Below are 24742 nucleotides of genomic sequence, written 5' to 3' on the forward strand. Positions count from 1 at the left end.
CCATGAAGAGTGCTACCTTCAGGGGAAGGAGGCCGGAAGGCGCATGGCAGTCGAAAACCAGCATACCGCCGATCCCCGGGCGTTGTCACGCAGGCTGCGCTATGCCCGCGCGGCAACCTATGCGGCCATTCTCTCCGAGCGCCTGCTGCCGCGCCTTCTCCCTCTGCTCCTGGTGCTCGCCCTTTTCGCGATCCTGTCCTGGTTCGGCCTGTTCCGCGTGGTCGGCGACGCGGTCCGCATCGTGCTTGTCGTGCTTTTCGGTCTCGTTGCGCTGGCCAGCCTGTGGCCCCTGCGCGGGCTGCGCCTGCCCGAGGCGCATGACGTCGACCGACGGCTCGAACGTGAGAACGCGCTTTCTCATGCTCCCATCACGACGCAGGAGGACAGGCTTGCCGCAGGTGCGGATGACGGCTTCGCCGCGGCCTTGTGGCGCGCCCACCAGCGGCGCATGGCTGAGCGTGTGGACGGTGTTCATGGCGCCCAGGCGAAGACCGGTATCCCGGCCCGTGATCCCCACGCCATGCGCGCAGCCGTGGCACTTGTCGCCGTCATCGCCTTCGCGTGGTCGCATGGCACGGCCGGCGGCAGGTTGACCGACGCTTTCCACAGCCACCATGTCGCCGAGACGGTTCCGGTGCGTATCGACGCTTGGATCACCCCGCCTGCCTATACCGGCATGGCGCCGATCTTCCTGACATCGGAACAGAATGCCGAGAGGGGCGATTTTACCGTGCCGGAAGGCTCTGTCGCGGTGGTGCGCATAGCGGGAGGATCGGGTAGCGAGAGCGTTACCTGGCCGGAACCGCAGGCGGCACTCGGGATCGCGGATGAGGACGGCAATGCGCAGACGGCTGCGTCCCGTCGCTACGAGGTGACGCTTGAGGGATCAGGCCGGCTGTCTGTCTTCGCAGGCCCGGAAGAGACGTTGCGCGACTGGTCGCTTTCCGTGATGCCGGACGCGGCGCCTACCATCGCATGGCTGGCAGAGCCGGTGCGCGCGGCGAACGGCGCAATGACCTTGCAATACCGCACGCTGGACGATTACCGGGTGGCCAGGGCGCGCGGGATCATCGCGCTGGCCGAAACTCGGGAAGACGACGCGCGTCCACTTTACGACGCTCCGGAGCTGCCATTGTCCCTGCCTCGACGCTCTTCGCGTGACGGCGCGGCGAAGACCGTGCGCGATCTTGCCGAGCATCCCTGGGCCGGTGCGCGTGTGACTGTGATCCTGGAGGCGGAGGACGATCGCGGCCAGATCGGGCGCAGCGAGGCGAAGACATTCGTCCTGCCGGGGCGGCCTTTCGCGAATCCGCTTGCCCGGGCGATCATCGAGCAACGTCGCAATCTCGCGCTCGACGCAGATGCCGTGCCGGACATAGTCGACGTGCTCGACGTATTCACGCTCTATCCGGAGGAGACGATCGACAATGCCGGCCACTTTCTCGGGCTCGTCACGACGCGGTCGCGCCTGATCGAGGCAGAAGGTGACGAGGAGGCCCTGCGCGATGTCGTCGATCAGATGTGGGAGCTGGCACGGGGCATCGAGGACGGCAACCTGTCGGAAGCCGAGAAGCGCTTGCAGGCAGCGCAGCAGGCGCTGAAGGAGGCGCTCGAGAACGGCGCGTCCGACGAAGAGATCGAGCAGCTGATGGCCGAATTGCGCGAGGCAATGCAGGAATATCTGAGCGAGATGGCCCGTCAGATGCAGAACAATCCCGATCTCGCGGAGCAGTTGCCTTCGGACAACATGCAGGAAATGGACATGCAGAGCCTGCAGGAGATGCTCGACAAGATCGAGGAACTGGCCAAGTCGGGCGCGCGCGAGCAGGCGCAGGAACTGCTCAGCCAGTTGCAGGACATGATGAACAACCTTCAGATGGGCCAGCACCGGATGCAGCAGGGCGACCGCCAGAGTCAGGCCCAGCAGCAAATGAACGAACTCGGCGAGATCCTGCGACAGCAGCAAGAGCTGATGAACGAGACCTACCGCCAGAACCGCCGTGGTGGCGAACAGCAGGGCAATCAACCCGGCGAGCAACAGGGCGAGGGGCAGCAGGGACAGCAGGGCGAACCGGGACAGCAGGGCCAGATGGGCGAGAACGGCACTGGCAACGGTCTGGAAGGTCTCGCGCCGGGCCAGCAGGCGCTGCGCGACAGGCTGGAGCAGTTCATGGACGGACTGCGCGGGATGGGAATCAATCCCGGCGAGGAGTTTGGCGAGGCCGGGCGCGCGATGGGCGATGCGGGGCAGGCGCTCCAGCAGGGCGAGGGCGAGCAGGCATTTTCCGAGCAGGGCCGGGCAATGGATGCGCTGCGTCGCGGTGCCGATTCGATGATGCAGCAAATGCAGCAGGCCATGGATGGTGGCACGGGGGCCAGTGAGCCCGGCGGAAACCGGAACGCGCTCGACCGCGATCCACTCGGCCGTCCGCAACGTTCCGCGGGCCCCGATTTCGGCGAGACGGTGGAAATTCCCGACGAGATCGATGTCCGCCGCGCGCGCGAGATACTGGAGGCGATCCGCCGCAGGCTCGGCAACGCGCTCTCGCCGCAGCTGGAAAAGGAATATCTGGAAAGGCTGCTGGACCTGAACTGATCAGGCCTGTCCGGTCAGCGCCCTCGCAACGGCAGTGCGGATATCGGCCAGGGTGAAGGGCTTCTGGACGACGTCGACAACGATCTTTTCCACGTCGCGGGCCCGCTCGCGCTGCTCCGCATAGCCGGTCATCAGCAGTATCCTCTGGTCGGGAAAGTCCTTGGCGATTTCCCTCGCCATGGAAATCCCGTCCATGGTCGGCATGCGGATGTCCGACAGGACGAGGTCGTAGCCGCCCCGCTTCTCGATCACCTTTTCCAGCCCGATATCGCCGTCATCGGCCTGCTCGACGGAGTGACCGTCGATCTGCAATGCGCGCGCGGTGAATGTGCGGACGGAATCGTCGTCCTCCACGATCAGTATCCTGGCCATCAAGCGTCTCCGGCGACTATGCCGACGAAGGGAAGTTCACGGAAGGCGTGGCCGACATCCATGCCGTAGCCGACCACGAAATGGTCCGGGCATTCGAAACCCGTGAAATCCGCCTGCAGCGGCGTGTCCGCCTGGCGGCGCATGGACTTGTCGAGCAGGACGCAGACGCCGACGCTTCGCGCGCCGCGTTCCAGCATCAGGTCGCGGGCGAAGGTGAGGGTGCGGCCGGATTCGAGAATGTCGTCGACGAGGAGAACGTCACGGCCGGCCACGTCGGAATCCACGTCGCGCAGTATCTTCACCGCGCCGGGCTCGGTGCCCGCGCCGTAGGTGGAGAGCATGATGAACTCGACATCCGGTTCCAGCCCGGCGTCGTGCATGGCGCGCACGAGATCGGCGGAAAAGATGAAGGAACCCTTGAGCACGGAAATCACCAGCAGGTCGGTGTAATCGCGCGCCGCGATTTCCTTTGCCAGTTCAAGATTGCGCGCAGCGATGGTGGAGGCGGAATAGAGAACCTCTAACCGCTTGCCCCTTACGACCGGCATGATGTCATACTCCGCTGTTGTCGAATGTCAGCCGAGGAGATTCGGCATATCCCGGTTTCTTGGGCATCCTGACGGTAAAGGCAAGGCTCTTGCCCGGTTCGAGCGTCTCGCCGCGCGGGACGCGGTAGACGAGCGTGCGGCCTTCGCCACCGGGCGCGAAGGAAAGCAGCACGTCGGGGACGCGGGCGACGTCGGTCGAGCCGTTGCGAATGGTGGCGCTGACGGTAACGACGTCGGCCGTGAGGCCTGTCGCCGGTTCGGGCGGTGCCGGCGTCAGTTCCAGGGCCAGTGGATTTCCTTCCTGCGCCGCGGGCAGGGCGTGGAACAGTACGTGGCCGCCGGAGATGTAGAAGGCGAAGAAGGCGGAGAACAAGACGGACAGCGCATAGAGGATCTGGGCCTTCCGGCTGGGCGCGGCGTCCTTTTCCCCGGATTTGAGGATGCCGATCTGGTCGTCGTCCCCGTCCTTTTCTGGCGCAGCGGCTTTCTCCGCCGCCTTCTGCCGCGCGACCGCGATGCCGGGCGCGGCGACGGATTTCGGCTTCGGTGCCGGCTTGCGCTGGTTGGCGGATGAAGCCGCCAGCGCGGCGCGCATCGGGTGCTTGCCGTCGTCGCGATGAATCGTCTCGAATTCCGCGTCTATGATGTCTTTCGCCACGATTGCGCTCCTCTCAACGCGGAACCGCCATGTTTCCGGTCTACGCCGGTTTCGTTAATCGAAGGTTTCGGCGGCCTCCGGGGCGCTCTGTCCGGTTCCATTTGCTTCCTGACTGCTCTAATCCTTCACGCGGGCGTTTCACGATTCGGACGGAACGATTGATCAGATTCGAGAATGTCGGACTGCGTTACGGGATGGGACCGGAGGTCCTGCGCGATGTCTCGTTCCACATTCCCAGGCAGTCGTTCCAGTTCCTGACCGGGCCGTCCGGCGCGGGCAAGACGACGCTGTTGCGCCTGCTGTTCATGTCGCTCAGGCCGACACGAGGGCTGATCAGCGTGTTCGGCAAGGACATCGCGACCATCGACGCCGGAGAATTGCCGCAACTGAGACGGCGGATCGGAATCGTATTCCAGGATTTCCGGCTGCTCGATCACATGACGGTTTACGAGAATGTCGGGCTGCCACTGCGCGTGCGCGGCAAGGAGGAATCGACCTACCAGCGCGATGTGCTCGACCTGCTCAAGTGGGTCGGCCTGGGCGAGCGCGTGCACGCGCTGCCGCCCGTGCTGTCCGGCGGCGAGAAACAGCGCGTCGCGATCGCCCGTGCGCTGATCGACCAGCCGGAACTGCTGCTCGCCGACGAACCGACCGGCAATGTCGACCCGCCGATGGCACGGCGCCTGCTGCGCCTGTTTCTTGAGCTCAACCGCCTCGGCACGGCTGTGGTGATCGCCACGCATGATCTCGGCCTCATGGACCAGGTGGATGCGCGCCGCATGATCCTTTCCAACGGGCAGCTGGAAATCTATGAGTGAGACACTCGACCGGACGAGCGACGAGGCGCCGCAATCGCCGATGCACCGGCGGGAGCCGGGCCTTCGGCCGCTTGCGCCCATCGTGCCCCGCGCCGGTGTCGCCAGCCAGGCGCTGATCCTGGTCATTGCCATCATGTCCTTTCTCGCCTGCGTCTCGGTGGGTGCGGTGTCGCTGGTCAACAAGAGCGCGTCGACATGGCAAAGCCAGATCGCGCGCGAGGCGACGATCCAGATACGGCCGGCCGAGAACATGGACATGGAGACGGCGCTGGAGGATGCGCGCACGATCGCCGCGAGCTTCGACGGCGTACGCGACGCCCGCATCATAGGCCTCGACGAGACCGCGGCCCTGCTGGAACCGTGGCTCGGTTCGGGACTCGGCATCGAGGAACTGCCGGTTCCGCGGCTTGTCGTCGTCACCATCGACGAAACCTCGCCGCCCGATTTCGAATTGCTGGACAGCACGATCAGGGAGGCCATTCCTGCCGCCTCGCTTGACGATCATCGCGCCTGGGTCGACAGGCTCGTCGCCATGGCGCGCACAACGACGGCGATCGGGCTTTGCGTGCTGGCACTGGTGATGTCCGCGCTGGTGCTGACCGTGATCTTCGCCACGCGCGGCGCGATGGCCGGCAACCATGCGATCATCGAGGTGCTGCATTTCGTTGGCGCGGAAGCCGGATTCATCGCGCGACAGTTCCAGATGCGCTTCCTGTTCTCGGGCATATGGGGCGGGCTGATCGGAGGCGGCGCGGCGACGCTGATGTTCCTTGTCGTGGGCTGGTGGTCGGCGCGCAACCTCACGACCCCGGAAGGAGAGCAGGCGTCGGCCTTCTTCGGCGACTTTTCCATCGGCCCCGGCGCCTTCGCCGGCGTGCTGGCGGTGATCGTTCTCGTCGGCGTGCTGACCGCCCTCACGACCCGCTACACCGTACTTGGAACCCTGCGTGACATCGACGAAAGGCGCGCCGATCCCGGCAGAATCGACTGATTCGGCGTCCCGAACTGCGGAATCTTGCCGCAATGTCTGCGAATTGCAGCATTTTCGCCTATGCCGCGCCGCAATTGCGGGTTAACGATTCACCATGTTCGATATGCTTGACACCGGGGGGCATGGTGGAACGGCAGGCCGAAACCGGATGTCGGGGGCGGAAACGCGCAGCCGCAATCAGCGAATGAAGCGCATCCTGCGCCATCTCTGCGTGGGGCTCGCCGCTGCGGTCGCAATCTATCTTGGCGGCTTTTTCGTATTTCTTGCGGACGTGGACCAGTATGGCGCCGCGCCGGCCGGCACGCGTGCCGACGGCATCGTCGTGCTGACGGGCGGGCATGCGCGCGTCGACGAGGCGGTGCGGCTTCTCGATGCCGAGCTTGGCGACCGGCTCCTGATCAGCGGCGTGCATCCCGCGGCCTCCCGGGCGGTGTTGATGAAGACCTTCGCCGTCGACGAAGCGCAGTTCGCCTGCTGTGTCGACATCGACCGCAAGGCGCTGGACACGGTCGGAAATGCCGAGGAAACCGCGCGCTGGGCCGCGGATCACGGATTCCGTTCCCTGATCGTCGTCACCAACGACTATCACATGCCGCGAAGCCTCTTCGAATTGCGCCGCACGATGAAGGATATCTCCCTGATTCCGCATGCCGTCATCGCCACGCGCGGCGATACGGTGAGCGCCGACATGCAGGCGCGCCGCCTGCGCGTCCTGTTCGGCGAATATGTCAAGTACAGCGCCGCCCGCCTGCGTGCCCTGGTGCTGCCCCCCAGGTCCGATGCGGGCGTGGAGAGCGCCGCGCTGTCCGGCAATTAGGCCCCGGCGGCGACAGAAGGCTTTGCCTTCGCGGACAGGGCCGTGTAATCGGCTGGAAGGCAATTCTCAGACACCGGTGTTCCCTTGCTGGCGATCCGATCCCTGATCTTCAACATCCTCTTCTATGCCGTGACACTGGTCTACATGATCGTGTTCACGCCCTATTTCTTCCTCGCGCCGCGAAAGCGCGCTTGGGCCGTGCCGAAATTCTGGGCGCGCAGCCTGCTCTGGCTGATGAAGGTGACCGTGGGGACCGACCACGTGGTGAAAGGGCTGGAGAACCTGCCCGAGGGCAGTTACATCATCGCGCCCAAGCACCAGTCGGCCTGGGACACGTTCGCCTTCCTGCCGTGGTGGCCCGACCCCGTCTATATCCTGAAACGCGAACTGACCTGGATTCCCCTGTTCGGCTGGTACATCGCCAAGATGCGGATGATTCCCATTGATCGCGGCAACCGCTTGCGTGCAATCGAGTCGGTCAATCGCGGCGCGAACCGCGTGATCAGGGAAGGCCGGCAGATCGTCATCTACCCGGAGGGCACGCGCCGGTCGCCGGGCGCCGAGCCTGCCTACAAGATGGGCATAGTCAATCTTTACGAAACGCTCGGCATTCCGGTCGTGCCGATCGCGCACAATGCCGGGCTCTACTGGCGGCGGCGGTCATTCATGCGCTATCCGGGCACGATCGAGGTCGAGGTCCTCGAGCCGATCATGCCGGGTCTCGGCCGCGAGGAATTCCGCAAGGAACTGATCCGGCGGACCGAGGAGGCCTGCGATCGCCAGTTGCTTGCGCTCGCCGACGACCCGGCCGCGCCGCCCTTTCCGGAAACCGCGAAACGGCGCGTGGCGGAACTCCGGGCCGGAACGGTCAGCCCTGCCGCTTCCTGATCCCGGCGACGACGTTTTCGAGCCAGTGATCCCGGATGCCGAGGGTGCGGATGTGCTCGGCCGTGTTGATCACGTAATCCTCGTTCGGGCCCATGCCGCCGACGGCGCCGCAGACGCGCTCTACGGCCTCGTCCACCTCGAGCCGGCCGGCATACTGTTCATGCCGTCGGTCCGCGACATAGGCGAGCGCCGGCGCCTTGCCGCCGCATTCGAACGTGACCGAGCCGATGCGCTCGAGATAGACATTCGTCACCAGTTCGCGTTCGCGCAGATAGGCGAGTACCGGCTCGCGATCCTTCCCGGCGACGCGGAAGGCGACGCCGACGCAGGAACCGCCCCGGTCGAGCCCCATGACAAGACCTGGCCGTTCCGGCGTGCCGCGGTGTTCAAGCGAAATGATACAAAGGCTGCGGTGATAGCCGTGCAGGCGCGCGCGGCGTCTTTCGACATGGTCGAAACCGGGCTTCCACATCAGCGACGCGTAGCCGAAGACCCAGAAATCGTTCATAGAGCAAACTGTTTCCACAAATGGCGAGCACGGTCCCTAGCATGGCAGAGAAGAAAGAAAAACAGGTCGGAAACGCGGGGCGGCGGATGCGCTGGATGGCCGCCGGGATCCTTGCCGCGGGCATCGCCTATTCGGCCGGCTGGTACTGGCTGGCGAACCGGGTCGAGGCGGAAACCGCAAGGTACATCGCAACGCAGCGGCAACAGGGCACCACCATCGGCTGTGCCGACAGGTCGGTGGGCGGATATCCGTTCCGGCTCGAGGTGTTCTGCACCGCTTTCGATCTCGCCCGTCCTCTCGACGGCCTGACCGTGAAGGCCGGCGCGTTCCGCAGCGCGGCGCAGGTCTACGAGCCGCGACGCGTCTACACGGAGCTCGACAGCCCGGTCGTCGTGGAAAGCGCCGTTGCCGGCGCCCTGCGCCTCGACTGGTCGCTGGCGCGCGCCACTGCCTCGCTCGCGCAACCGTTGCCGGAACGTGCGTCTGTGGCCGTGGATGACCTCGACGTCACGCTCGACGGCATTGGCAAGGCGCTCGCGGCAGCCCATGCCGAGGCGCACATGCGGCTGCGCGAAGGCGATCTCGACATTGCCTGGCGCTACGAGGGACTTGTCTTCGACGAGCGGGTCGCAGGCCGCGCCAACCTGCCGGTTCTGGCCGGGGATGGCGATGTCACGATCGAGGACGGCGCAGCCAGGGCCGCTTCCGGCCTGCGGACGCTGCGCGGCGCCAGCGGCGAGATCCGCCGGCTGGCGCTGCTGGTGACGCCAAAACAGGGACTGCTCGTCAGCGGGCCGTTCTCGGTGGATGAAGGCGGGCTGGTGGATGCTACGCTGGAACTGGTCGTCGTCGATCCCGCGGGGCTGGCGCAGGCGTTCCGGGCCGCATTCCCCGAACTCGCAGCGCAGATCGACGCGCTGGCCGCCATGTCAGCGGAGAGCGGTCCCGACGGGACGCCGGAGATCGTGCTGCCGGTCAGCATACGCGATGGCCAGGCCGTTCTCGGCTTCATCCCGCTCGGGCGGCTCCCGGCGCTGATGTAGGCAGCTATTCGCCCGGCTTCGCGATTTCCGGGTGACGGCCGAAATCCGGCGCGTCGACTTCCTGTCCCGCCTCGATGATGGACCGGCGTATGGCACGGGTGCGGGTGAATAGATCGAACAGCGCGTCGCCGTCGCCCCAGCGGATCGACCGCTGCAGCGCGGCGAGATCCTCGGAAAACCGGCCCAGCATCTCCAGGATGGCCTCCCTGTTGGCAAGGCAGACATCGCGCCACATGGTCGGGTCGGAAGCGGCAAGCCGGGTGAAATCGCGGAAGCCTGACGCGGAGTACTTGATGACTTCCGATTTGGAAACCGTCTCCAGGTCGTCGGCGGTGCCCACGATGTTGTAGGCAATGATGTGGGGCAGGTGCGAGACGATCGCCAGGACCCGGTCATGATGCGCGGGATCCATCGTGTCGACCTTCGAGCCGCATGCCGTCCAGAACGCGGTCAGCTTTTCCAGCGCTGCCGGATCCGTGCCGGGAAGCGGGGTCAGGATCGCCCAGCGTCCCTCGAACAGCGAGGTGAATCCCGCGTCGGGGCCCGATTGCTCGGTGCCGGCGATCGGGTGGCCGGGGATGAAGTGCACGCCCTCCGGCACATGCGGCGCGACATCGCGCACCACCGAAGCCTTGGTCGAGCCGGCATCGGTCAGGATCGCGCCCGTCTTCAGGTGCGGACCGATCCGTTCCGCCACCGCCCCGCAGGCGCCGACGGGAATCGAAAGGACCACGAGGTCGGCATCCTCGACGGCCCTTGCCGGGTCGGGCTCGAAGCGGTCGCCCAGACCCAGTTCCTCGGCCCGTTTCAGGGTTTCGGAACTGCGCGTCGAGATGACGATCTCCCCGGCAAGGCCCTGCCGCCGGATCGCGTGGGCCAGCGACGAGCCGATCAGGCCGATACCTATCAGCGCGACGCGCTCGAACATGGGTTTGGTGTCAGGCATGGTTCAGGCCCGGCCCATGAAGTCTTTGAGCGCGGCGATCACGCCCTCGTTCGCCTCTGCCGTCCCGATTGACATGCGCAGCGCGTTCGGCAGGCCGTAGGTACCCAGGGCGCGCAGAACGTAGCCGCGTTCGGTCAGAAAGGCATCGGCCGCGGCGGCGGACCTTTCCGGATCGTCCCCGGGGAAATGGATCAGGATGAAGTTGCCGACGCTCGGCGTCACCGTCAGACCGATATCCGTCAGCGCGCCGGTCAGGGCCTGTACCCAGGTCTCGTTGAAATGGGCCGCCTCGTCGACATGGGCGCGGTCGCGGATCGCCGCCGCGCCGGCGGCGATTGCCGCCGAGTTCAGGTTGAACGGTCCGCGAACGCGGTTGAGCGCGTCGACGACATGCGCCGGTCCGTACATCCAGCCGATGCGCAGTGCGGCGAGGCCGTAAATCTTGGAGAAGGTGCGCGTCATCACGACGTTCTCGTTGCCGGAGACGAGTTCCACGCCCGCGGAGTAGTCGTTGCGGCGCACATATTCCGCATATGCCGCGTCGAGGACCAGCAGGACATCCTTCGGCAGGCCGGCATGCAGGCGCCTGACCTCGGCATCGGAAATGTAGGTGCCGGTCGGATTGTTCGGATTGGCGAGGAAAACCATCTTCGTGCGCTCGGTGACGCGCTCGAGTATGGCGTCGACATCCGTGCGCAGGTCGGTCTCCGGCGCGACGACCGGTGTCGCGCCATTGGCGAGGATCTGGATCCGGTAGACGAGGAAGCCGTGCTCGGTGATGATCGCCTCGTCTCCGGTATTCAGATAGACATGGGCGAGCAGGCCTAGCAACTCGTCGGAACCGTTGCCGCACAGAAGGTTGTCGGGGTTGAGGCCGTGCGTCTCGGCCACCGCGTTGCGCAGTTCCCCGGCCGTGCCGTCGGGGTAGAATTCCAGCGTGCCTGCCTCCGCCTTGAATGCCTCGACGGCCGCGGGGCTGGGCCCGAGCGGCGTCTCGTTGGACGACAGCTTGTGCAGCTTGATGCCCGGCTTGGCCTTGCTCTTGCCCGGCACATAGGCGGCGATATCCATCACACCGGGGTTGGGAACGGGACGGGACGGATTTTCGCGAGCGGACATCGCCTTGGACTTTCCTTGTTTGGCTTGCGCCTGTTGCAGACGGCAGGGCAATAGCGCCGCCTGCCGCAAATGTCGAGAAGGGCGGACCGCTCAGAATCGGTCGGAGCCGAGCGCGGCGCCTTGCGGAGCGAGAACCGGGACGAAGACGCGCCGGGACTGGCGTTCGGCGACGGGAAGACCCTGGAACAGCCGCTTCTGCGCCTCGATGATGAGCACGCCGGAAAAGACCGGCCACATGCGCAGCCCGATGCGCTCGGTATGGTAGGCGATGCGCAGCAGCGACGGGGACCTCACGGGCGGAAAGGCCAGCGCCTCGGTCATCGGACCCGGCGTGAAATTGGCGTCGCGCAGCAGCTTGGTGATCTGGCCCCGGGAAAAGGGGCGGCCCGTGCCGAAGGGCGTGTGTTCGAAGCGCGCCCATAGGCCCCGCCGGTTGGGCACGACGAGCACCAGCCGTCCGTTCGGCGCCAGCACCCGCCAGGCTTCCATCAGCGTCTCGCGCGGGTTCTCCGCGTGTTCGAGCGCGTGGACCATCAGGATGCGGTCGATGGCGGCATCGGGCAGCGGCAGCTCTTCGTCGAAGACGAGGGCGGAACGCGACGGCCCGGTGCGCGGCCATTTCACCGCACCCTGCGCGGCCAGCATGAAGGAGAGCGTGCGCTCGGTATCCGGTTCGAAGCGCTCCAGCCAGGGTCGGGCATAGCCGAGCCCGAGCAGGCGCTCGTTGGGCATGGGTTGCCAGATCCGCGTCAGGCCCATGCCGATGGAGCGTGTCGCCATTTTTCCGAGCAGGCTGTGGTAGAACCCCCGGATCTCGACGATATCCATGTACATCGGTTGGCGCGCTCTCCGGTTGCGTCGTGCCCCTACAGGTGCAACAAATCGCCGCGTGGGGCAATGGCGGCCGCGCCGGCCCGACTTCCAAGGGAGATACGATGACGCTGCAGATCGAACAGTTCACCTGCCTATCCGACAATTTCGGCGTGCTGCTCCATGATCCGGATACGGGCCGCACCGCCAGCGTGGATGCGCCGGACGCCGCGAGAATCTCGGATGTGCTGAAGCGCAAGGGCTGGAAACTCACCGACATCATGGTCACCCATCACCACGCCGACCACACGCAGGGCATCGCCGAGCTGAAGAAGGAGTTCGGCTGCCGCGTGGCCGGACCCCGCGGCGAGGCCGACAGGATCCCGGCCATCGACGAGGCACTGGGCGAGGGGGACGTGTTCGCCTTCGGCGCCTATGATTTCACGGTCATCGAGACGCCGGGTCACACGGCCGGCCACATCGTTTACCATTCGCCGAAGGCCGGTGTGCTGCTTGCCGGCGACACGCTGTTCTCGCTCGGTTGCGGCCGGCTGTTCGAGCGCGGCGCAGCGGAGATGTGGGGGGCGCTGAAGAAGCTGAAGGTCCTGCCCGGTGAGACCATGCTCTACTGCGGGCATGAATACACGCTGTCGAATGCCCGCTTCGCGCTGACCGTCGATCCGGACAACGAGGCGCTGCGGAAACGAGCGGACGAGGTTGAGAAGCTGCGCGAGAATGGCGCGGCGACGCTGCCGGTGCCGCTGGCGAGCGAGTTCGCGACCAACCCCTTCCTGCGCCCCGACGATCCGGCGATCCGCGCGCATCTCGGCATGGAAGGCGCGAGCGACGAAGAGGTGTTCGCCGAGATCCGCCGGCGCAAGGACAGTTTCTGAAGGTTCCGCCATGCACAATCTTGCCGCCGAGCGGATCAAGAAGGAACTGGGCCTCAAGCCGCATCCGGAAGGCGGCTGGTATGCGGAGACTTTCCGCGATGCCGCGGGAACCGGCAACGGGCGGTCCCGGTCCACGGCGATCTATTTCCTGCTGGAGGCGGGCGACGTGTCGCACTGGCATCGCGTCACCGACGCTGCGGAGGTGTGGCACTTCTATGCAGGGGCCCCGCTGGTGCTGACCATGTCGTCGAATGGCCACGACGCCGAGGCGCACCGGCTCGGCCCGAACATTGCCGCCGGCGAACGGCCGCAGATCGTCGTGCCGGCGAACTGGTGGCAGACCGCCACATCGCTCGGCGCATGGACGCTGGCCGGCTGTACCGTGGCGCCGGGCTTCGAGTTCGCGAGTTTCGAGATGGCGCCGCCGGGCTGGGAGCCCGTGCCGCGGCCGCCGAGGGGCGGCTAGGTCACGCGAAAGGCACGGCAAGCACGCCGAACAGGATCATCGCCTGGGCGGCATAGTAGGTGATCCACACGGCCGGCCCCGCGACGGCGCGCCCCGGTGCGTCCGGCCGCAGCAGGAAGCGCTCGGCGGCGAGTATCGAGTCGGAGACCATGAAGCTCGCGGCGCCCGCTGCGAGGAGGGCGTTGCCGAAGCCCGCCGCCGCGATGCCCATGGCGAGAATCGCCAGCACGTAGACCATGACCGGAACACGCAGGTCTCCGGCCGCCGGCCACAGCCGCGCCGCCATTGCCAGCGTGCCGGCGGCCATTGCCGCCAGGAGGGCCGCGCGAATCCACGCCGGGAGGGTGGCGGCGGTGTCGGGCAGCAGCAGGAAAAGCGCGACATAGGCAAGATGGCCGGCGAGGAACGAGACCAGTCCCGCCAGGAAGAAGCGCCGGTCGAGACCCTCGATGGCGAGGAAGAAGTCCCCGGCCGCACAGAGTGCGAGGCCGAGGGTGAGCAGCCACGGCCCGCCGGCAAGGTCGGACAGGCCGGCGAGAAGCGCCACCGACAGGGTCTTGGCGATGACGGTGAGCGGGGTGGTGCGACGCAGCCCAAAAAGCAGGTAGGCGACCGAAAGCAGGACGGAAAGCAGCAGCGTGCCGTTCTGCGTTCCGGTCACGCCGCCCTCAAACGGCAGCATTGCGCTTCTCCCTTTGCAGCAGCAGGTCCTTCGCCGCGATCGCCGCGCCGCCAGTGATCAGCAGGCAGGCCAGAGCGATCGTCCATGTCGCGGTGCCCTGTCCGACTGCGATCAGAATGATCGTCGAAAACAGCGGTGCGGCATAGCTCGACGCGCCGAGCACCTGGATGTCGCCATGCTTCACGCCGTAGTCCCAGACATAGAACGCAGCGCCGACCGGCAGGGTGCCGAGCGCGGCAACCGCGGCCCACTCCGTGGCATTCCGGGGCCAGACGGTGGATTCCAGCGCCAGGTGGGCAATCGCCGACAGGATCGCCGTCGCCAGGCAGAACCAGGCGACGATTTCTGTCGGCACGGCGGCGAAGCGGCGCGACAGCAGCGAGTAGGACGACCAGGTGAATGCCGCGGCGATCGCGATCGCGTAGCCATAGGCGTATTCGGCCTTCAGCGAGAAACCCTCGCCGCCGGTGACGATAAGCGCCGTGCCGAGAAAACCGCAGGCGACGCCGACAAGATGGTGCCAGCCGAGCCGCTCGCCCGGCATCAGCGCCGAGCCGGTGACGATCAGCATCGGCCAGAGATAGCAGATCAGGCTCGCCTCGACGGCCGGCGCATGGCGCAGCGCGGTGAAATAGAGAAAGTGGTAGCCGAAAAGGCCGCCGATGCCGACGAGATAGGCCTGCCACGGGATTTCCGGGCGCGCCCCGTGGCCCTTCCGCCTGGCGCCCGTGACTGCGAAGCCGATCGCCGCGCCTATGGCGAAGCACATGGCCGACAGCTGGAATGGCGGCACGTCGCCGGACGCCGCGGTGAACAGCGCCAGCAGCGCCCACATGAGCACGGCGGAGAACCCGGCCAGAGTGGCAAGGAACCGCTTGCGCTCGGGCAGGGGGCGGGACGATGAATCGGGCATTTGCTTTCCGTCGCCTTCGCCCGCGACTTTGTCAAGCGCCATGCCCTGCGCCTCAGTCGTCGTTCTCCGATGTCAGGTCCTGTGGCCGGGTGCCCTGTTCGCGTTCGCTGATGCGCAGGTATCCCTTCGCGCGCAGCCAGTCGTGCACGATCCGGCGAACGGCCTCGTCGCGTGACGTGATGCCGTTCTCGGTGGCCGAGTAGGCGTCGATGCCGTCGAGCAAGGCGCGCTCGAGGCGCAGCGTGATTTCCCCGAAGCTTTTGTCGGTCGACATGTCGGCTACCCCGTTTTCCAGCCTCTGCCGCAGGTTATCCCTTTTCCCGTCCCGTTGAAATCGTATCCCGGCAAAATCATCGCAAGCCCGCCGGAGGGCCCGGTCTATTGCGCGACGCTCTCGAACCGTCTGGCATGGATCCTGACCGGGCCGATCTGGGTCTGCACGACCGCCTTGACCGGTGCATAGAAACCGGTGCCCTCGACCGGCGCGAACGAGACGTAGATGCGGCCCTTGTCCCGCATCCATGCGACCTCGCGCTTGCTTCGCGAATAGCCCGAAACCGGCAGGAACTTCGCCCGGCAGGTCACGGCGTCTCCCTTGTAGCCCCTGGTCGAGAAGGGAACCGTGCGCAGGTAGGAGAGCCTTATGTCGGCGCGCATCGCGCCGTCATAGACGCTGATCGTGCGGTCGCAGACCGCGCGGGGGGAGGCGGCCGGCACCAGCATGGCGCTGATCGGGTCCAGCGCGCCGGCCAGATGCGCCGCCTTCACCTCGATCCAGTCGCCCCGCTTCTTCACGCGGGGCCGGTTGACCGTGCGAGCGACGGCGCCGCGCGCGAAGGCGATCTCGGTGAACTGCCTGCTGCCGCCCGAGACATAGTCCAGCGTGAAGCGCCGCGCCGCCAGGCCGGATCCGCCGACGCGTCCGGCCGCGACGAGGCTGCCGCTCGTCGGCTGGAACAGGGCGGCGAGGCCGCGCGCCTTCAGCGTGCCCGTCAGCCGGTAGGACTTTCGCGTGATCGCGGATTCGAATTTGGAGACCCCGACGGGAAGGCCGAGCGCCGAAACGACATATTCGGCGCGGTAGAGCCGGGTTTCCGCACCGGCGGGAAAGGCGGACAGTGCCGAGAGCGCGAACGCCGTCGCCGCAACCATCATGCGCATGGTATGACCTCGCTTGCAGCGTCCCTTCCTCCCTGCCATCGCGCGCAATAGCGACGATTCTGTGATAAGTGCGGCAGGGCACGCAATTTCGGCCATAACGGTTGACGAAAATGTCCCCAGTCACTATAGGACGCTGACTTTTCCGCGAGAACCGCAATTGTCCGTTGACGACGCCCGGGCGGGCGCGACTGGAAATTGCGTTGGATTTGCGGAACGAGAAACCGAATTCGAAGGTGATGATCATGTCTCGCGCATGCGAACTGACCGGCAAGTCTGTCCAGTCCGGAAACAATGTGAGCCACGCCAACAACAAGACCCGGCGCCGGTTCCTTCCCAATCTCTGCCACGTCACGCTGATGTCGGAGACGATGGGCCAGAGCTACCGTTTCCGCATTTCCGCGGCGGCGCTGCGCACCGTCGAGCATCGCGGCGGCCTCGACGCCTTCCTCGCCAAGGCGAAGGACAACGAGCTGTCGCAGCGCGCTCGCCTGCTGAAGCGCCAGATTGCCAAGAAGGCTGCCGAGAAGGCAGCAGACCAGGCCGCCTGATTACGGGCGCCGACTGACGGCACTGCATCGACAGGCCGGTTCGCCGGCCTGTTTTCGTTCCTCTTGCTGGTGGCATCACCCAGGATAAAAAAATGCGCGATACACGTACCTTTCTTCCCTTCATCGTCGCGATGTGCGCGGTCGTCGCCGCATCGAACTGGCTCGTCCAGTTTCCGGTCCGGGCAACGTTCGGCGGCATCGATCTCGCCGACATCCTGACCTGGGGCGCGTTCACCTATCCGGCCGCCTTTCTCGTCACCGACCTGACCAACCGCCGCTTCGGTCCTGCCGCGGCACGCGGTGTCGTCGTGGCCGGTTTCGTGCTGGCCGTCGTGCTCTCGGTATGGCTGGCCAGCCCGCGCATCGCGGTTGCCTCCGGCTCCGCCTTTCTCGTCGCCCAGATGCTTGATGTGGCGGTCTTCGAGAAGCTGCGTCGCCAGGCGTGGTGGAAAGCGCCGCTGGTTTCGTCGCTGTTCGGTTCCGTGATCGACACCGTGCTGTTCTTCGGCATTGCCTTCTCGGCACGCATGGCCTTCATCGATGCCGGGTTCGGCATGGAGGACAGTTCGCTCGCCTTCCCGGTTCCCTTCCTCGGGATCGGTGTCGAGGTGCCGCTTTGGGTGTCGCTGGCGGCCGGCGATTTCTGCGTGAAGATCCTGGTCGCGGTCGTCCTGCTCGCGCCCTACCGGGTGCTTCGCGCTTTCATCGCCGACAGGTCCGCCGTGCCGGCCTGAGCGTCAGCCGGAACGGTCTTCCGCCCCGACCAGACGGAACTCCAGCAGCAGGTTGCGCTGCAGGATGGAATGATTGTCGTCGGAGACGATCGTCAGGCGCGGCGTGCCGTCGGGATCGACCGTGATCGACAGGCCTTCCATGTTGTCGATCTGGTAGAGGAGATCGGCTTCCAGCAACACCTCGCCGTCCACCGTCGCGCCTTCTGCAATGGCGCCGGCGGCGATGCGGCGCAGCCGCATGGCGACGCCGTCCGTGATGTTGAAGCGGCGTTCGAGCAGCACCAGATCGCCGTCGGGCAGGAACTGGCCGTCGGTGACATCGAACTCGCCGACCCGCTTCACGGAAAACTCGAAGCTGGAGCCGTCGGGGCGGCGCAGGAAAGCCATGATGTTGCGGTTCCCGTCGAGACTTTTCTCGCTGACGCCCACCAGCGAGCCTGCCAGCGGCTGGCCGTCGGGCACGATCGCGACGGCCTCGAAGCCGCGATTGGTCCGCAATTCGTGCAACGCCACCGGCGGCGGCGCCTCGCGCCGCAGAACCGGGAAACCGTCGTCGTCCAGGGCGAATTCGGCGATCCGGTGGGTGCGCTCGTAGCTTACGAAGATCGTGTCCCCCGTCGCCGTCATGCCCTCGGCATCGGTTTCCCACTTGCCCGCGCCGTTGGTCATCTCCCACATGGCGACATCCGACAGGCCGACGGGGCGTCCGTCCGGGTCGCGGTCGATGTTTGCGGCAAGCCAGAACCCGGTGTCCGCGACGGCCATCATGCGTGATCCGCCCGGATGCAGGTGAACGGCCGACAGCGCGCCGAAATGGCGCGACGAGCCCGACAGATCGAGGCCGCCGGCGAATTCCAGTTCGCCGAAGCGCTGCCGGTCCGAGCCTATGCGGAAATGTTCGATGGGCCGTGCCGTCACCTCGACCGGAATGACATCCGGCGCGGCCGCGGCGGCGCCGGAAAGCAACAGGGCAGCCAGGCTCACCGCGGCCGGGAGGCGGAACGTCACGCTCACCCCGCCCGGCGGCGGGTGTCGCGCGCCTTCTGTTCCTCGAACAGGGCTGCCAACTGTTCCGTCATCGCGCCGGCCAGTTCCTCGGCGTCCACGATGGTCACGGCGCGGCGGTAGTAGCGCGTCACGTCATGGCCGATGCCGATGGCCAGCAGCTCGACCGCCGAACGGGTCTCGATTTCCTCGATGACGGCGCGCAGGTGGCGTTCCAGGTAGTTGCCGGGATTGACCGACAGGGTGGAATCGTCGACCGGCGCGCCATCCGAGATCATCATCAGGATCTTGCGCTGCTCCGGCCGCGCGGCCAAACGGCGCCAGGCCCAGGTCAACGCCTCGCCGTCGATGTTCTCCTTGAGCAGGCCCTCGCGCATCATCAGGCCGAGATTGCGGCGCGCGCGCCGCCACGGCGCGTCGGCGCTCTTGTAGATGATGTGGCGCAGGTCGTTGAGGCGGCCAGGCTCAGCGGGTTTGCCGTTCTTGAGCCATGCCTCGCGCGACTGGCCGCCCTTCCAGGCGCGGGTCGTGAAGCCGAGGATTTCCACCTTCACGCCGCAGCGCTCCAGCGTACGCGCGAGAATGTCCGCGCAGGTCGCGGCCACGGTTATCGGGCGACCGCGCATCGAGCCGGAATTGTCGAGCAGAAGCGTGACGACCGTGTCGCGGAAGGTGGTGTCGCGCTCGCGCTTGAAGGAAAGCGGCGCGAATGTGCCGGCCATCTCGTCGATGATGATGCGCGGCAGCCGCGCGGGGTCGAGATAGCCTTCCTCCAGGTCGAAATCCCAGGAGCGGTTCTGCTGCGCCATCAGGCGGCGCTGCAGCCGGTTTGCAAGCCGTCCCACGACGCCCTGGAGATTGGCGAGCTGCTTGTCGAGGAAGGCGCGAAGGCGCTCCAGCTCGGCCTCGTCGCACAGTTCCTCGGCGGCGATCGTCTCGTCGAACTCGGTGGTGTAGATATTGTAGTCGATGCCGGACAGGATGTCGTTGTAGGGCTGGTCGGGGCGGATGGCCTCGCCGGGTTCCTCGGCATCGGCATCCATGTCCTCGTTCATGTCGTCGGCGGTCGCGTCGGCGGCCTCCATCTCGCCCGATTCCGGCTGCTCGCTCTCGGTCTGGCTTTCCTGCTCCTCGGATTGCTCGGAACCGGCCTCGTCCTCCGCGCCGCCCTCGGTCTCGTCCTGCTGCTCCTGTTCGTCGTCCTCGTCGTCCTCGGCCTCCTCCGGGTCTTCGGCGGACATCTCGTCGGCGAGCTCCATGGAGACGAGCATGTCGCGCACGGCCCTGGCGAAGGCGGACTGGTCGTCGATTGCGGTCTCGAGATCGGCGAAGCTGTCGCCGGCCTTGTTCTCGATCCAGTCGCGCCAGAGATCGGCGACGGCGGCCGCGCCTGGCGGCGTCGGCCGGCCGGTCAGCTTCTCGCGCACGATCAGGGCGACGGCCTCGGCCAGCGGCGCCTGTTCCTGCTCGGTGACGGCGGCGAGGTTGTTGCGCACGAACTTGTCGTCGATCATGGCCGCGATGTTGTCGCCGACGCCGGGCATGCGACGCGTGCCGATCGATTCCACGCGGGCCTGCTCCACGGCGTCGAAAACGGCGCGGGCGTCGGCGCCCTCGGGCGCCGAGCGGGCGTGGATTGCGGGATCGTGGCAGGCGGTACGCAGGGCCATGGAATCGCCGATGCCGCGCGTCACCATGACGTCGTTCTTCGACGCGCGCTTTGGCAGGTCGGGCAGGCGGGCGTGCTTGCCGGCATAGGCCGGCTTGTCGGCGGCGAAGACGACTTCGAGTTCCGGCTCGCCGGACATGGCGCGCATGCAGGCCGTCACCGCGCGCTTGAAGGGCTCGGTGTCTGCCGGCTTGCCCGGCTTGGTGCGTGTGTTGTCTCCGGGTCCTGCCATCGTTGCCGCCAGCGACGCGCCTAGCTCAGCACCACGTTGGCAGCGCTTTCCGGCAACTCCTCGCCGAAGCAGCGCTGGTAGAACTCCGCGACCAGGGCGCGCTCGAGGTCGTCGCACTTGTTGAGGAATGTCAGCCGGAATGCAAAGCCCACATCCTTGAAGATCTCGGCGTTCTCGGCCCAGGTGATGACCGTGCGCGGGCTCATTACGGTGGAGAGATCCCCGTTCATGAAGGCCTGGCGCGTCATGTCGGCCAGGCGCACCATGTTGTCGACGATTTCGCGGCCCTTGGCGTCCTGGTAGTGCTTGGCCTTGGCCAGCACGATCTCGACTTCCTTGTCGTGCGGCAGGTAGTTCAGCGTGGTGACGATGGACCAGCGGTCCATCTGCGCCTGGTTGATCTGCTGGGTGCCGTGGTAGAGGCCGGTCGTGTCGCCGAGTCCGACCGTGTTGGCCGTGGCGAACAGCCGGAAGGCCGGATGCGGGCGGATGACGCGGCTCTGGTCGAGCAGGGTCAGGCGGCCCGAGGATTCCAGCACGCGCTGGATCACGAACATCACGTCCGGGCGGCCGGCATCGTATTCGTCGAAGACAAGCGCGACATTGTGCTGGTAGGCCCAGGGCAGGATGCCGTCCCGGAACTCGGTGACCTGCTTGCCCTCGCGCACGACGATGGCGTCCTTGCCGACAAGGTCGATCCGGCTGACATGGCTGTCGAGGTTGACACGCACGCACGGCCAGTTGAGCCGCGCCGCGACCTGCTCGATGTGGGTCGACTTGCCGGTGCCGTGATAGCCGGAGACCATCACGCGGCGATTGTGCGCGAAGCCTGCGAGAATCGCCATGGTGGTGGCGCGGTCGAAAATGTAGTCCGGATCGAGCTCGGGCACATAGGCGTCCGCTTCCGAGTAGGCCGGCACCTGCATGTCGACATCGATGCCGAACATTTCGCGCACGTCCACCGTGGTGTCGGGCATGTTGGCGATGTCGAGTTCCATCTTGTTCATCTTGCCTCCTCGATGCGGCGCGCGGCCCGCATTCGGGATTTCGTCGTTATTCGAAACCGGACTAGCACAGCCCGGCGGTTTTCAACAATTGGTAGGCCTGAACGACCTCGCGGAAGCGCTCCTCGGAGCCGCGGTCGCCGCCATTCGCGTCGGGGTGGTGCTTCTTGACCAGTGCCTTGTACTGGGTCTTGATGTCCTCGGCGGTGGCGGTCGCCTTGAGACCGAGCGTCGACATCGCCTTGGCCTCGAGCGGCTTGAGCTTTCGCACCGGGCGCACATAGGCGTCGGGGCGCCAGTTGGGATCGCGCATGCGCATGGAGCGCGCCGAGCCGGACCGCAGGTCAGAGAAGATCGGCGCCGCGGCGGCATCTTCCACCCGCGCGGTTCCCATCTTCCATGTCGGCCGGTTGCCGACCACGGCATCCTTCTGGAACTTGGCGATCTCGTCGTCCGACAGGCCGGAGAAGTAGTTGTAGTTCTTGTTGTACTCGCGCACGTGGTCGAGGCAGAAATGCAGGTACTGCCCCTCGCGGTCGCGTCCCGCCGGCGCCTTGTGGGTGCCCGGCTTGTCGCAGCCGTTCCACTGGCACGTCTGGGAGGCGGTCTCCTCCTCGCGCTTTTTTCGCTTCTTTCCGCCAGGATTGATGCGTATGGAGTCGAAGTATTTGGAACTGGGTTTCATCTGACCAAAGCGAATGCGGCGGTTGTCCACCGCATGAGAACATTGACATCGGAAGATTTGACGCGACAAACCGAGCCGCAACGTGCCCCCAAAAGGACGCACTGGTTTACCCGCCATTCCGAACAAGGGCAAGGCAAGATAACAGGTAGGACATCAATGGGGCCGATTGAAGAACGCATCACGAGGAAAATAACCGAGGCTTTCGCGCCGGAAAGGCTGGCCGTCATCAACGAAAGCCACCTGCATGCCAGCCATCACGGCGGCGCGATGAGCGGCGAGGGCGAGACGCATTTTCGCGTCCGCGTGGTCTCGGAGGCCTTCGCCGGCATGAACCGGATCGAGCGTCACCGCGCGCTGAACGACCTTTTGTCGCAGGAGATCGCGGACGGCGTGCACGCACTGGCGCTGGAACCGGCCGCGCCGGGCGAAACCGTCAGGTGGTAGGCGCCAGCGGTATCGCGTCGGTCACGGCGTCGCTCCGGGTGAACATCGTCCCGCGGTTCAGCCACACGACAATGACCGCCGCCAGGACGAAAAGCCAGTTGTCGTGGGGCTGCGCGTCCGGCCAGGCCGGCCCGTTGAGCTGGAAGTGAAGAAGCAGCGGCAGGAGAATCGAGCCGCGCGAGGCGTTGAACAGCGGCGTCACGATGACCGAGACCGATACCGAGCCGGCGAGGAAGGGCAGGAATTCCCAGTTCGACTGGGGCGTGCCGGACAGCAGGAACGCCGGGAGATGCCAGACGGCCCAGACGATACCGAGGGCGAGGCCGGCCCAGAACGGGGCCGCCAGCCGCTGCATCAGCGGCAGCGCGAGGCCGCGCCAGCCGAGTTCCTCCATCGGGCCGAGGATCAGCATGAACGCCGAGGCGGCGAGAAAGTCCCCCGCCGTGTCGAAGGGGAAGATATCGAACGGCTCGCCCTTGATCGCCGCGCCCGCGTAGTAGATCGCCGGGATGCCCGCCAGCACGAACAGGTACCAGGCAAGTGGCGCCCGCCACAGCAACAGTCGCGACAGGTAGCGGACAAGCCCGCCGGGGCCGGCGGCGGCCAGGACGAGCGCAACCGCGCCGATCGCCGGTGCCCAGACCGCCAGGAAGAACAGCGGATTGCTTGCCGAGACCGGCCCGAACAGGCCGGCCAGCGTCTCCGGCATTGCCACGAGCAGGGCGAAGGTGCCCCAGGCTATGCCGAAGGCCAGCAGGAAGAAAATCGGCAGTGCGCGTATGGTCATCCGTAACATCCCGACCCGGGAACATGCCCGTTCCCCTGCGCAGGAGTATCACGGTCGCGCGTGGTCGCCTTGACCGCGATCAAGGGGCGCTGCCCCGCCTGTGTCACCGCAGCCGGCCGGCAGACCGCCCCGTCGCCCGTCAGACGGGGCGGATGCGAAGCTTGGTGATCCGGTTCTTCTGGCGCTTCATGACGATGAAGCGCTTGTTGTGGAAGGTGAATGCCTGCTTCTCGGCGGGGATCGTCTGCGCCTCGTGGATGACCAGTCCGGCGATCGTCGTCGCCTCCTCGTCGGGCAGGTCCCAGTCGAGCGCGCGGTTGAGGTCGCGAATCGGCACCGAGCCGTCGACGACGATCGAGCCGTCCGCCTCCTGGCGAACGCCCTGCACGTCCACGTCGTGCTCGTCGGCGATGTCGCCGACGATCTCCTCGATGATGTCCTCCAGCGTGACGAGGCCTTCGACCTCGCCATATTCGTCGACGACCACGGCGACATGGGCCTTGCGACGCAGGAAGGCGTCGAGCTGGTCGCGCAGCGTCGTGGTATCCGGCACGAACCACGGCTTGTTGGCGACCTTCATGATGTCGATCTTGCTGGCATCGTTGTTGACGGCATAGAGCGCGCGCAGCATGTCCTTGGCATGGACGATGCCGACGATGTTGTCGGTCTCGCCGCGCCAGACCGGCATGCGGGTATACGGGCTGTCCAGGATCTCGGCGACAATGGCCGCGGGCTCCTGGTCCGCATTGACCATCTTCATGTTGGTGCGGTGGACCATGATGTCGGAGACCTCCAGCTCGGCGAGGTCGAGCAGGCCGCCGAGGCGGTCGCGCTCCTCCTTGACCACCGAGCCCTCCTTGTGCAGCACCTCGACGGCGCCGCGGATCTCCTCCTGCGCGCTCAGCAGGGGCGCATTGTCGGCGAGATCGACGCCGAAGACCTTCAGGATGCGCCGGACGATGCCGTTGACGAGGCTCGACAGCGGGCCGACCACGACGACGAAGCGGCGGATCACCGGGGCGACGAAGAGGGCGAAGCGGTCGGGATTGGAAATCGCCCAGGATTTCGGCAGCACCTCGGCGAAGATCACCAGCAGCACTGTCATGGCGATGGTCGCATAGGCGACGCCGCTCTGGCCGAACAGTGCCAGGAACATGCTGGTGGCCAGCGCGGAGCCGAGGATGTTGACCAGGTTGTTGCCGATCAGCAGCGCGCCGATCAGCCGGTCCTGCCGGGTCAGCAGCCTGTTGACGCTCTCCGCACGCTTGTCGCCCTGGCCCTCCAGGTGGTGCATGCGCGCGCGCGAGGTCGCGGTCAGTGCCGTCTCGGAGCCCGAGAAGAAGGCCGACAGGACGACAAGGACCAGGACGGTGCCGGCGACGATCCAGATTTCCATGATTTCGCT

General features: G+C 66.2%; 28 protein-coding genes. 11 read left to right on the top strand and 17 right to left on the bottom strand.

Features of this window, described 5'->3' with window-relative positions; genetic code table 11:
* Positions 1–43 precede the first annotated feature (43 nt).
* Entirely contained in the window at positions 44–2596 is a 2553-nt protein-coding gene (locus HTY61_RS17555; RefSeq protein ID WP_175278014.1) for a TIGR02302 family protein, read from the top strand.
* On the opposite strand, the gene HTY61_RS17560 is transcribed toward HTY61_RS17555, so the two are convergent.
* The 3 genes from HTY61_RS17560 to HTY61_RS17570 are packed head-to-tail and all read right to left on the bottom strand — an operon-like array spanning position 2597 to position 4174.
* A complete protein-coding gene (locus tag HTY61_RS17560) occupies positions 2597–2968 on the bottom strand; it encodes a response regulator (protein WP_175278015.1) in 372 nt (123 codons plus the stop codon).
* Positions 2968–3516 (bottom strand): hypoxanthine phosphoribosyltransferase, encoded by a 549-nt coding sequence (gene hpt, locus HTY61_RS17565; RefSeq protein WP_175278016.1) that lies wholly within the window; start codon positions 3514–3516, stop codon positions 2968–2970. Before hpt ends, HTY61_RS17560 begins: the two co-directional genes overlap by 1 nt.
* Before the next feature lie 4 nt (positions 3517–3520).
* On the bottom strand, positions 3521–4174 hold the full coding sequence (locus HTY61_RS17570; protein ID WP_175278017.1) for a hypothetical protein: 654 nt from the start codon (positions 4172–4174) through the stop codon (positions 3521–3523).
* Positions 4175–4332: 158 nt separating this feature from the next.
* On the opposite strand from HTY61_RS17570, the gene ftsE reads away from it, so the two are divergent.
* The 4 genes from ftsE (at position 4333) to HTY61_RS17590 (ending at position 7688) form a co-directional block, all read left to right on the top strand.
* Entirely contained in the window at positions 4333–4992 is a 660-nt protein-coding gene (gene ftsE / locus HTY61_RS17575) for a cell division ATP-binding protein FtsE (protein ID WP_175278018.1), read from the top strand.
* Complete coding sequence (locus HTY61_RS17580; RefSeq protein ID WP_175278019.1) at positions 4985–5983, top strand: cell division protein FtsX; 999 nt, start codon at positions 4985–4987, stop codon at positions 5981–5983. Before ftsE ends, HTY61_RS17580 begins: the two co-directional genes overlap by 8 nt.
* 184 nt (positions 5984–6167) lie before the next feature.
* The gene (locus tag HTY61_RS17585; protein WP_175278020.1) at positions 6168–6800 is read left to right on the top strand and encodes a YdcF family protein; all 633 of its coding nucleotides are present in this window, start codon (positions 6168–6170) and stop codon (positions 6798–6800) included.
* A gap of 144 nt (positions 6801–6944) precedes the next feature.
* Positions 6945–7688: a lysophospholipid acyltransferase family protein gene (locus HTY61_RS17590; RefSeq protein ID WP_175278627.1), complete on the top strand. Its 744-nt coding sequence runs from the start codon at positions 6945–6947 to the stop codon at positions 7686–7688.
* Here HTY61_RS17590 and HTY61_RS17595 read toward each other — a convergent pair.
* The gene (locus tag HTY61_RS17595; protein ID WP_175278021.1) at positions 7669–8196 is read right to left on the bottom strand and encodes a gamma-glutamylcyclotransferase; all 528 of its coding nucleotides are present in this window, start codon (positions 8194–8196) and stop codon (positions 7669–7671) included. The genes HTY61_RS17590 and HTY61_RS17595 overlap by 20 nt on opposite strands.
* A 41-nt stretch (positions 8197–8237) precedes the next feature.
* Here HTY61_RS17595 and HTY61_RS17600 point away from each other — a divergent pair, with 41 nt between their 5' ends.
* Positions 8238–9239, top strand: a complete 1002-nt coding sequence (locus HTY61_RS17600) for a DUF2125 domain-containing protein (RefSeq protein WP_175278022.1) — start codon at positions 8238–8240, stop codon at positions 9237–9239.
* A 4-nt stretch (positions 9240–9243) separates the two neighbouring features.
* Here the strand turns inward: HTY61_RS17600 and HTY61_RS17605 are convergent, their stop codons facing one another.
* The 3 genes from HTY61_RS17605 to HTY61_RS17615 form a co-directional block, all read right to left on the bottom strand.
* Positions 9244–10185 carry a prephenate/arogenate dehydrogenase family protein gene (locus HTY61_RS17605; RefSeq protein ID WP_175278023.1) on the bottom strand — a complete coding sequence of 314 codons (942 nt, stop codon included), beginning with the start codon at positions 10183–10185 and terminating at the stop codon, positions 9244–9246.
* Positions 10186–10188: 3 nt separating this feature from the next.
* Positions 10189–11304 carry a histidinol-phosphate transaminase gene (hisC, locus tag HTY61_RS17610; protein ID WP_175278024.1) on the bottom strand — a complete coding sequence of 372 codons (1116 nt, stop codon included), beginning with the start codon at positions 11302–11304 and terminating at the stop codon, positions 10189–10191.
* A 90-nt stretch (positions 11305–11394) separates the two neighbouring features.
* Entirely contained in the window at positions 11395–12138 is a 744-nt protein-coding gene (locus HTY61_RS17615) for a class I SAM-dependent methyltransferase (RefSeq protein ID WP_175278025.1), read from the bottom strand.
* A gap of 101 nt (positions 12139–12239) precedes the next feature.
* Between HTY61_RS17615 and gloB the strand changes: the two genes are divergently transcribed.
* Complete coding sequence (gene gloB, locus HTY61_RS17620) at positions 12240–13007, top strand: hydroxyacylglutathione hydrolase (RefSeq protein ID WP_175278026.1); 768 nt, start codon at positions 12240–12242, stop codon at positions 13005–13007.
* 10 nt (positions 13008–13017) lie between these two features.
* Positions 13018–13473, top strand: coding sequence for a cupin domain-containing protein (locus HTY61_RS17625; protein WP_175278027.1), 456 nt, complete (start codon positions 13018–13020; stop codon positions 13471–13473).
* 1 nt (position 13474) lies between these two features.
* Here the strand turns inward: HTY61_RS17625 and HTY61_RS17630 are convergent, their stop codons facing one another.
* The 4 genes from HTY61_RS17630 to HTY61_RS17645 all read right to left on the bottom strand — a co-directional run bounded on the left by HTY61_RS17630 (position 13475) and on the right by HTY61_RS17645 (position 16229).
* Positions 13475–14155, bottom strand: a complete 681-nt coding sequence (locus tag HTY61_RS17630; protein ID WP_175278028.1) for a lysoplasmalogenase — start codon at positions 14153–14155, stop codon at positions 13475–13477.
* A complete protein-coding gene (yddG, locus tag HTY61_RS17635; RefSeq protein ID WP_175278628.1) occupies positions 14142–15068 on the bottom strand; it encodes an aromatic amino acid exporter YddG in 927 nt (308 codons plus the stop codon). The genes HTY61_RS17630 and yddG overlap by 14 nt, the downstream gene beginning before the upstream one ends.
* Before the next feature lie 52 nt (positions 15069–15120).
* On the bottom strand, positions 15121–15342 hold the full coding sequence (locus tag HTY61_RS17640; RefSeq protein ID WP_175278029.1) for a hypothetical protein: 222 nt from the start codon (positions 15340–15342) through the stop codon (positions 15121–15123).
* 104 nt (positions 15343–15446) lie between these two features.
* Positions 15447–16229, bottom strand: coding sequence for a DUF3108 domain-containing protein (locus tag HTY61_RS17645; protein WP_175278030.1), 783 nt, complete (start codon positions 16227–16229; stop codon positions 15447–15449).
* 242 nt (positions 16230–16471) lie between these two features.
* Between HTY61_RS17645 and rpmB the strand changes: the two genes are divergently transcribed.
* Both rpmB and HTY61_RS17655 read left to right on the top strand, forming a co-directional pair.
* Positions 16472–16777 carry a 50S ribosomal protein L28 gene (gene rpmB / locus HTY61_RS17650; protein ID WP_175278031.1) on the top strand — a complete coding sequence of 102 codons (306 nt, stop codon included), beginning with the start codon at positions 16472–16474 and terminating at the stop codon, positions 16775–16777.
* 92 nt (positions 16778–16869) lie between these two features.
* Positions 16870–17511 carry a queuosine precursor transporter gene (locus tag HTY61_RS17655; protein WP_175278032.1) on the top strand — a complete coding sequence of 214 codons (642 nt, stop codon included), beginning with the start codon at positions 16870–16872 and terminating at the stop codon, positions 17509–17511.
* Between the two features lie 3 nt (positions 17512–17514).
* On the opposite strand, the gene HTY61_RS17660 is transcribed toward HTY61_RS17655, so the two are convergent.
* From HTY61_RS17660 to HTY61_RS17675, 4 genes are all read right to left on the bottom strand, one after another.
* A complete protein-coding gene (locus HTY61_RS17660) occupies positions 17515–18519 on the bottom strand; it encodes an esterase-like activity of phytase family protein (protein WP_246272850.1) in 1005 nt (334 codons plus the stop codon).
* A 2-nt stretch (positions 18520–18521) separates the two neighbouring features.
* Positions 18522–20429, bottom strand: coding sequence for a cobaltochelatase subunit CobT (cobT, locus tag HTY61_RS17665; RefSeq protein WP_175278629.1), 1908 nt, complete (start codon positions 20427–20429; stop codon positions 18522–18524).
* An 8-nt stretch (positions 20430–20437) separates the two neighbouring features.
* On the bottom strand, positions 20438–21424 hold the full coding sequence (gene cobS, locus HTY61_RS17670) for a cobaltochelatase subunit CobS (protein ID WP_175278034.1): 987 nt from the start codon (positions 21422–21424) through the stop codon (positions 20438–20440).
* 61 nt (positions 21425–21485) lie between these two features.
* Entirely contained in the window at positions 21486–22106 is a 621-nt protein-coding gene (locus tag HTY61_RS17675; RefSeq protein ID WP_175278035.1) for a J domain-containing protein, read from the bottom strand.
* A gap of 156 nt (positions 22107–22262) precedes the next feature.
* On the opposite strand from HTY61_RS17675, the gene HTY61_RS17680 reads away from it, so the two are divergent.
* Positions 22263–22550 (top strand): BolA family protein, encoded by a 288-nt coding sequence (locus HTY61_RS17680; protein ID WP_175278036.1) that lies wholly within the window; start codon positions 22263–22265, stop codon positions 22548–22550.
* On the opposite strand, the gene HTY61_RS17685 is transcribed toward HTY61_RS17680, so the two are convergent.
* Complete coding sequence (locus HTY61_RS17685; RefSeq protein WP_175278037.1) at positions 22540–23337, bottom strand: CPBP family glutamic-type intramembrane protease; 798 nt, start codon at positions 23335–23337, stop codon at positions 22540–22542. The genes HTY61_RS17680 and HTY61_RS17685 overlap by 11 nt on opposite strands.
* A gap of 139 nt (positions 23338–23476) precedes the next feature.
* Positions 23477–24733: an HlyC/CorC family transporter gene (locus HTY61_RS17690; RefSeq protein ID WP_175278038.1), complete on the bottom strand. Its 1257-nt coding sequence runs from the start codon at positions 24731–24733 to the stop codon at positions 23477–23479.
* Positions 24734–24742 lie beyond the last annotated feature (9 nt).

Source organism: Oricola thermophila (genome assembly GCF_013358405.1).
Taxonomy (GTDB): Bacteria; Pseudomonadota; Alphaproteobacteria; order Rhizobiales; family Rhizobiaceae; genus Oricola; species Oricola thermophila.

Bases quoted from the DNA above. Each gene is read 5' to 3' on its own strand.
- HTY61_RS17605 (WP_175278023.1), bottom strand. From the start codon at position 10,185: ATGCCTGACACCAAACCCATGTTCGAGCGCGTCGCGCTGATAGGTATC.
- HTY61_RS17625 (WP_175278027.1), top strand. From the start codon at position 13,018: ATGCACAATCTTGCCGCCGAGCGGATCAAGAAGGAACTGGGCCTCAAG.
- HTY61_RS17590 (WP_175278627.1), top strand. From the start codon at position 6,945: ATGATCGTGTTCACGCCCTATTTCTTCCTCGCGCCGCGAAAGCGCGCT.
- HTY61_RS17585 (WP_175278020.1), top strand. From the start codon at position 6,168: ATGAAGCGCATCCTGCGCCATCTCTGCGTGGGGCTCGCCGCTGCGGTC.
- yddG (WP_175278628.1), bottom strand. From the start codon at position 15,068: ATGCCCGATTCATCGTCCCGCCCCCTGCCCGAGCGCAAGCGGTTCCTT.
- HTY61_RS17555 (WP_175278014.1), top strand. From the start codon at position 44: ATGGCAGTCGAAAACCAGCATACCGCCGATCCCCGGGCGTTGTCACGC.
- gloB (WP_175278026.1), top strand. From the start codon at position 12,240: ATGACGCTGCAGATCGAACAGTTCACCTGCCTATCCGACAATTTCGGC.
- HTY61_RS17595 (WP_175278021.1), bottom strand. From the start codon at position 8,196: ATGAACGATTTCTGGGTCTTCGGCTACGCGTCGCTGATGTGGAAGCCC.
- HTY61_RS17580 (WP_175278019.1), top strand. From the start codon at position 4,985: ATGAGTGAGACACTCGACCGGACGAGCGACGAGGCGCCGCAATCGCCG.
- HTY61_RS17600 (WP_175278022.1), top strand. From the start codon at position 8,238: ATGGCAGAGAAGAAAGAAAAACAGGTCGGAAACGCGGGGCGGCGGATG.
- HTY61_RS17645 (WP_175278030.1), bottom strand. From the start codon at position 16,229: ATGCGCATGATGGTTGCGGCGACGGCGTTCGCGCTCTCGGCACTGTCC.
- cobS (WP_175278034.1), bottom strand. From the start codon at position 21,424: ATGAACAAGATGGAACTCGACATCGCCAACATGCCCGACACCACGGTG.
- hpt (WP_175278016.1), bottom strand. From the start codon at position 3,516: ATGCCGGTCGTAAGGGGCAAGCGGTTAGAGGTTCTCTATTCCGCCTCC.
- HTY61_RS17640 (WP_175278029.1), bottom strand. From the start codon at position 15,342: ATGTCGACCGACAAAAGCTTCGGGGAAATCACGCTGCGCCTCGAGCGC.
- HTY61_RS17675 (WP_175278035.1), bottom strand. From the start codon at position 22,106: ATGAAACCCAGTTCCAAATACTTCGACTCCATACGCATCAATCCTGGC.
- HTY61_RS17615 (WP_175278025.1), bottom strand. From the start codon at position 12,138: ATGTACATGGATATCGTCGAGATCCGGGGGTTCTACCACAGCCTGCTC.
- HTY61_RS17655 (WP_175278032.1), top strand. From the start codon at position 16,870: ATGCGCGATACACGTACCTTTCTTCCCTTCATCGTCGCGATGTGCGCG.
- HTY61_RS17680 (WP_175278036.1), top strand. From the start codon at position 22,263: ATGGGGCCGATTGAAGAACGCATCACGAGGAAAATAACCGAGGCTTTC.
- HTY61_RS17685 (WP_175278037.1), bottom strand. From the start codon at position 23,337: ATGACCATACGCGCACTGCCGATTTTCTTCCTGCTGGCCTTCGGCATA.
- HTY61_RS17560 (WP_175278015.1), bottom strand. From the start codon at position 2,968: ATGGCCAGGATACTGATCGTGGAGGACGACGATTCCGTCCGCACATTC.
- HTY61_RS17630 (WP_175278028.1), bottom strand. From the start codon at position 14,155: ATGCTGCCGTTTGAGGGCGGCGTGACCGGAACGCAGAACGGCACGCTG.
- hisC (WP_175278024.1), bottom strand. From the start codon at position 11,304: ATGTCCGCTCGCGAAAATCCGTCCCGTCCCGTTCCCAACCCCGGTGTG.
- HTY61_RS17690 (WP_175278038.1), bottom strand. From the start codon at position 24,733: ATGGAAATCTGGATCGTCGCCGGCACCGTCCTGGTCCTTGTCGTCCTG.
- rpmB (WP_175278031.1), top strand. From the start codon at position 16,472: ATGTCTCGCGCATGCGAACTGACCGGCAAGTCTGTCCAGTCCGGAAAC.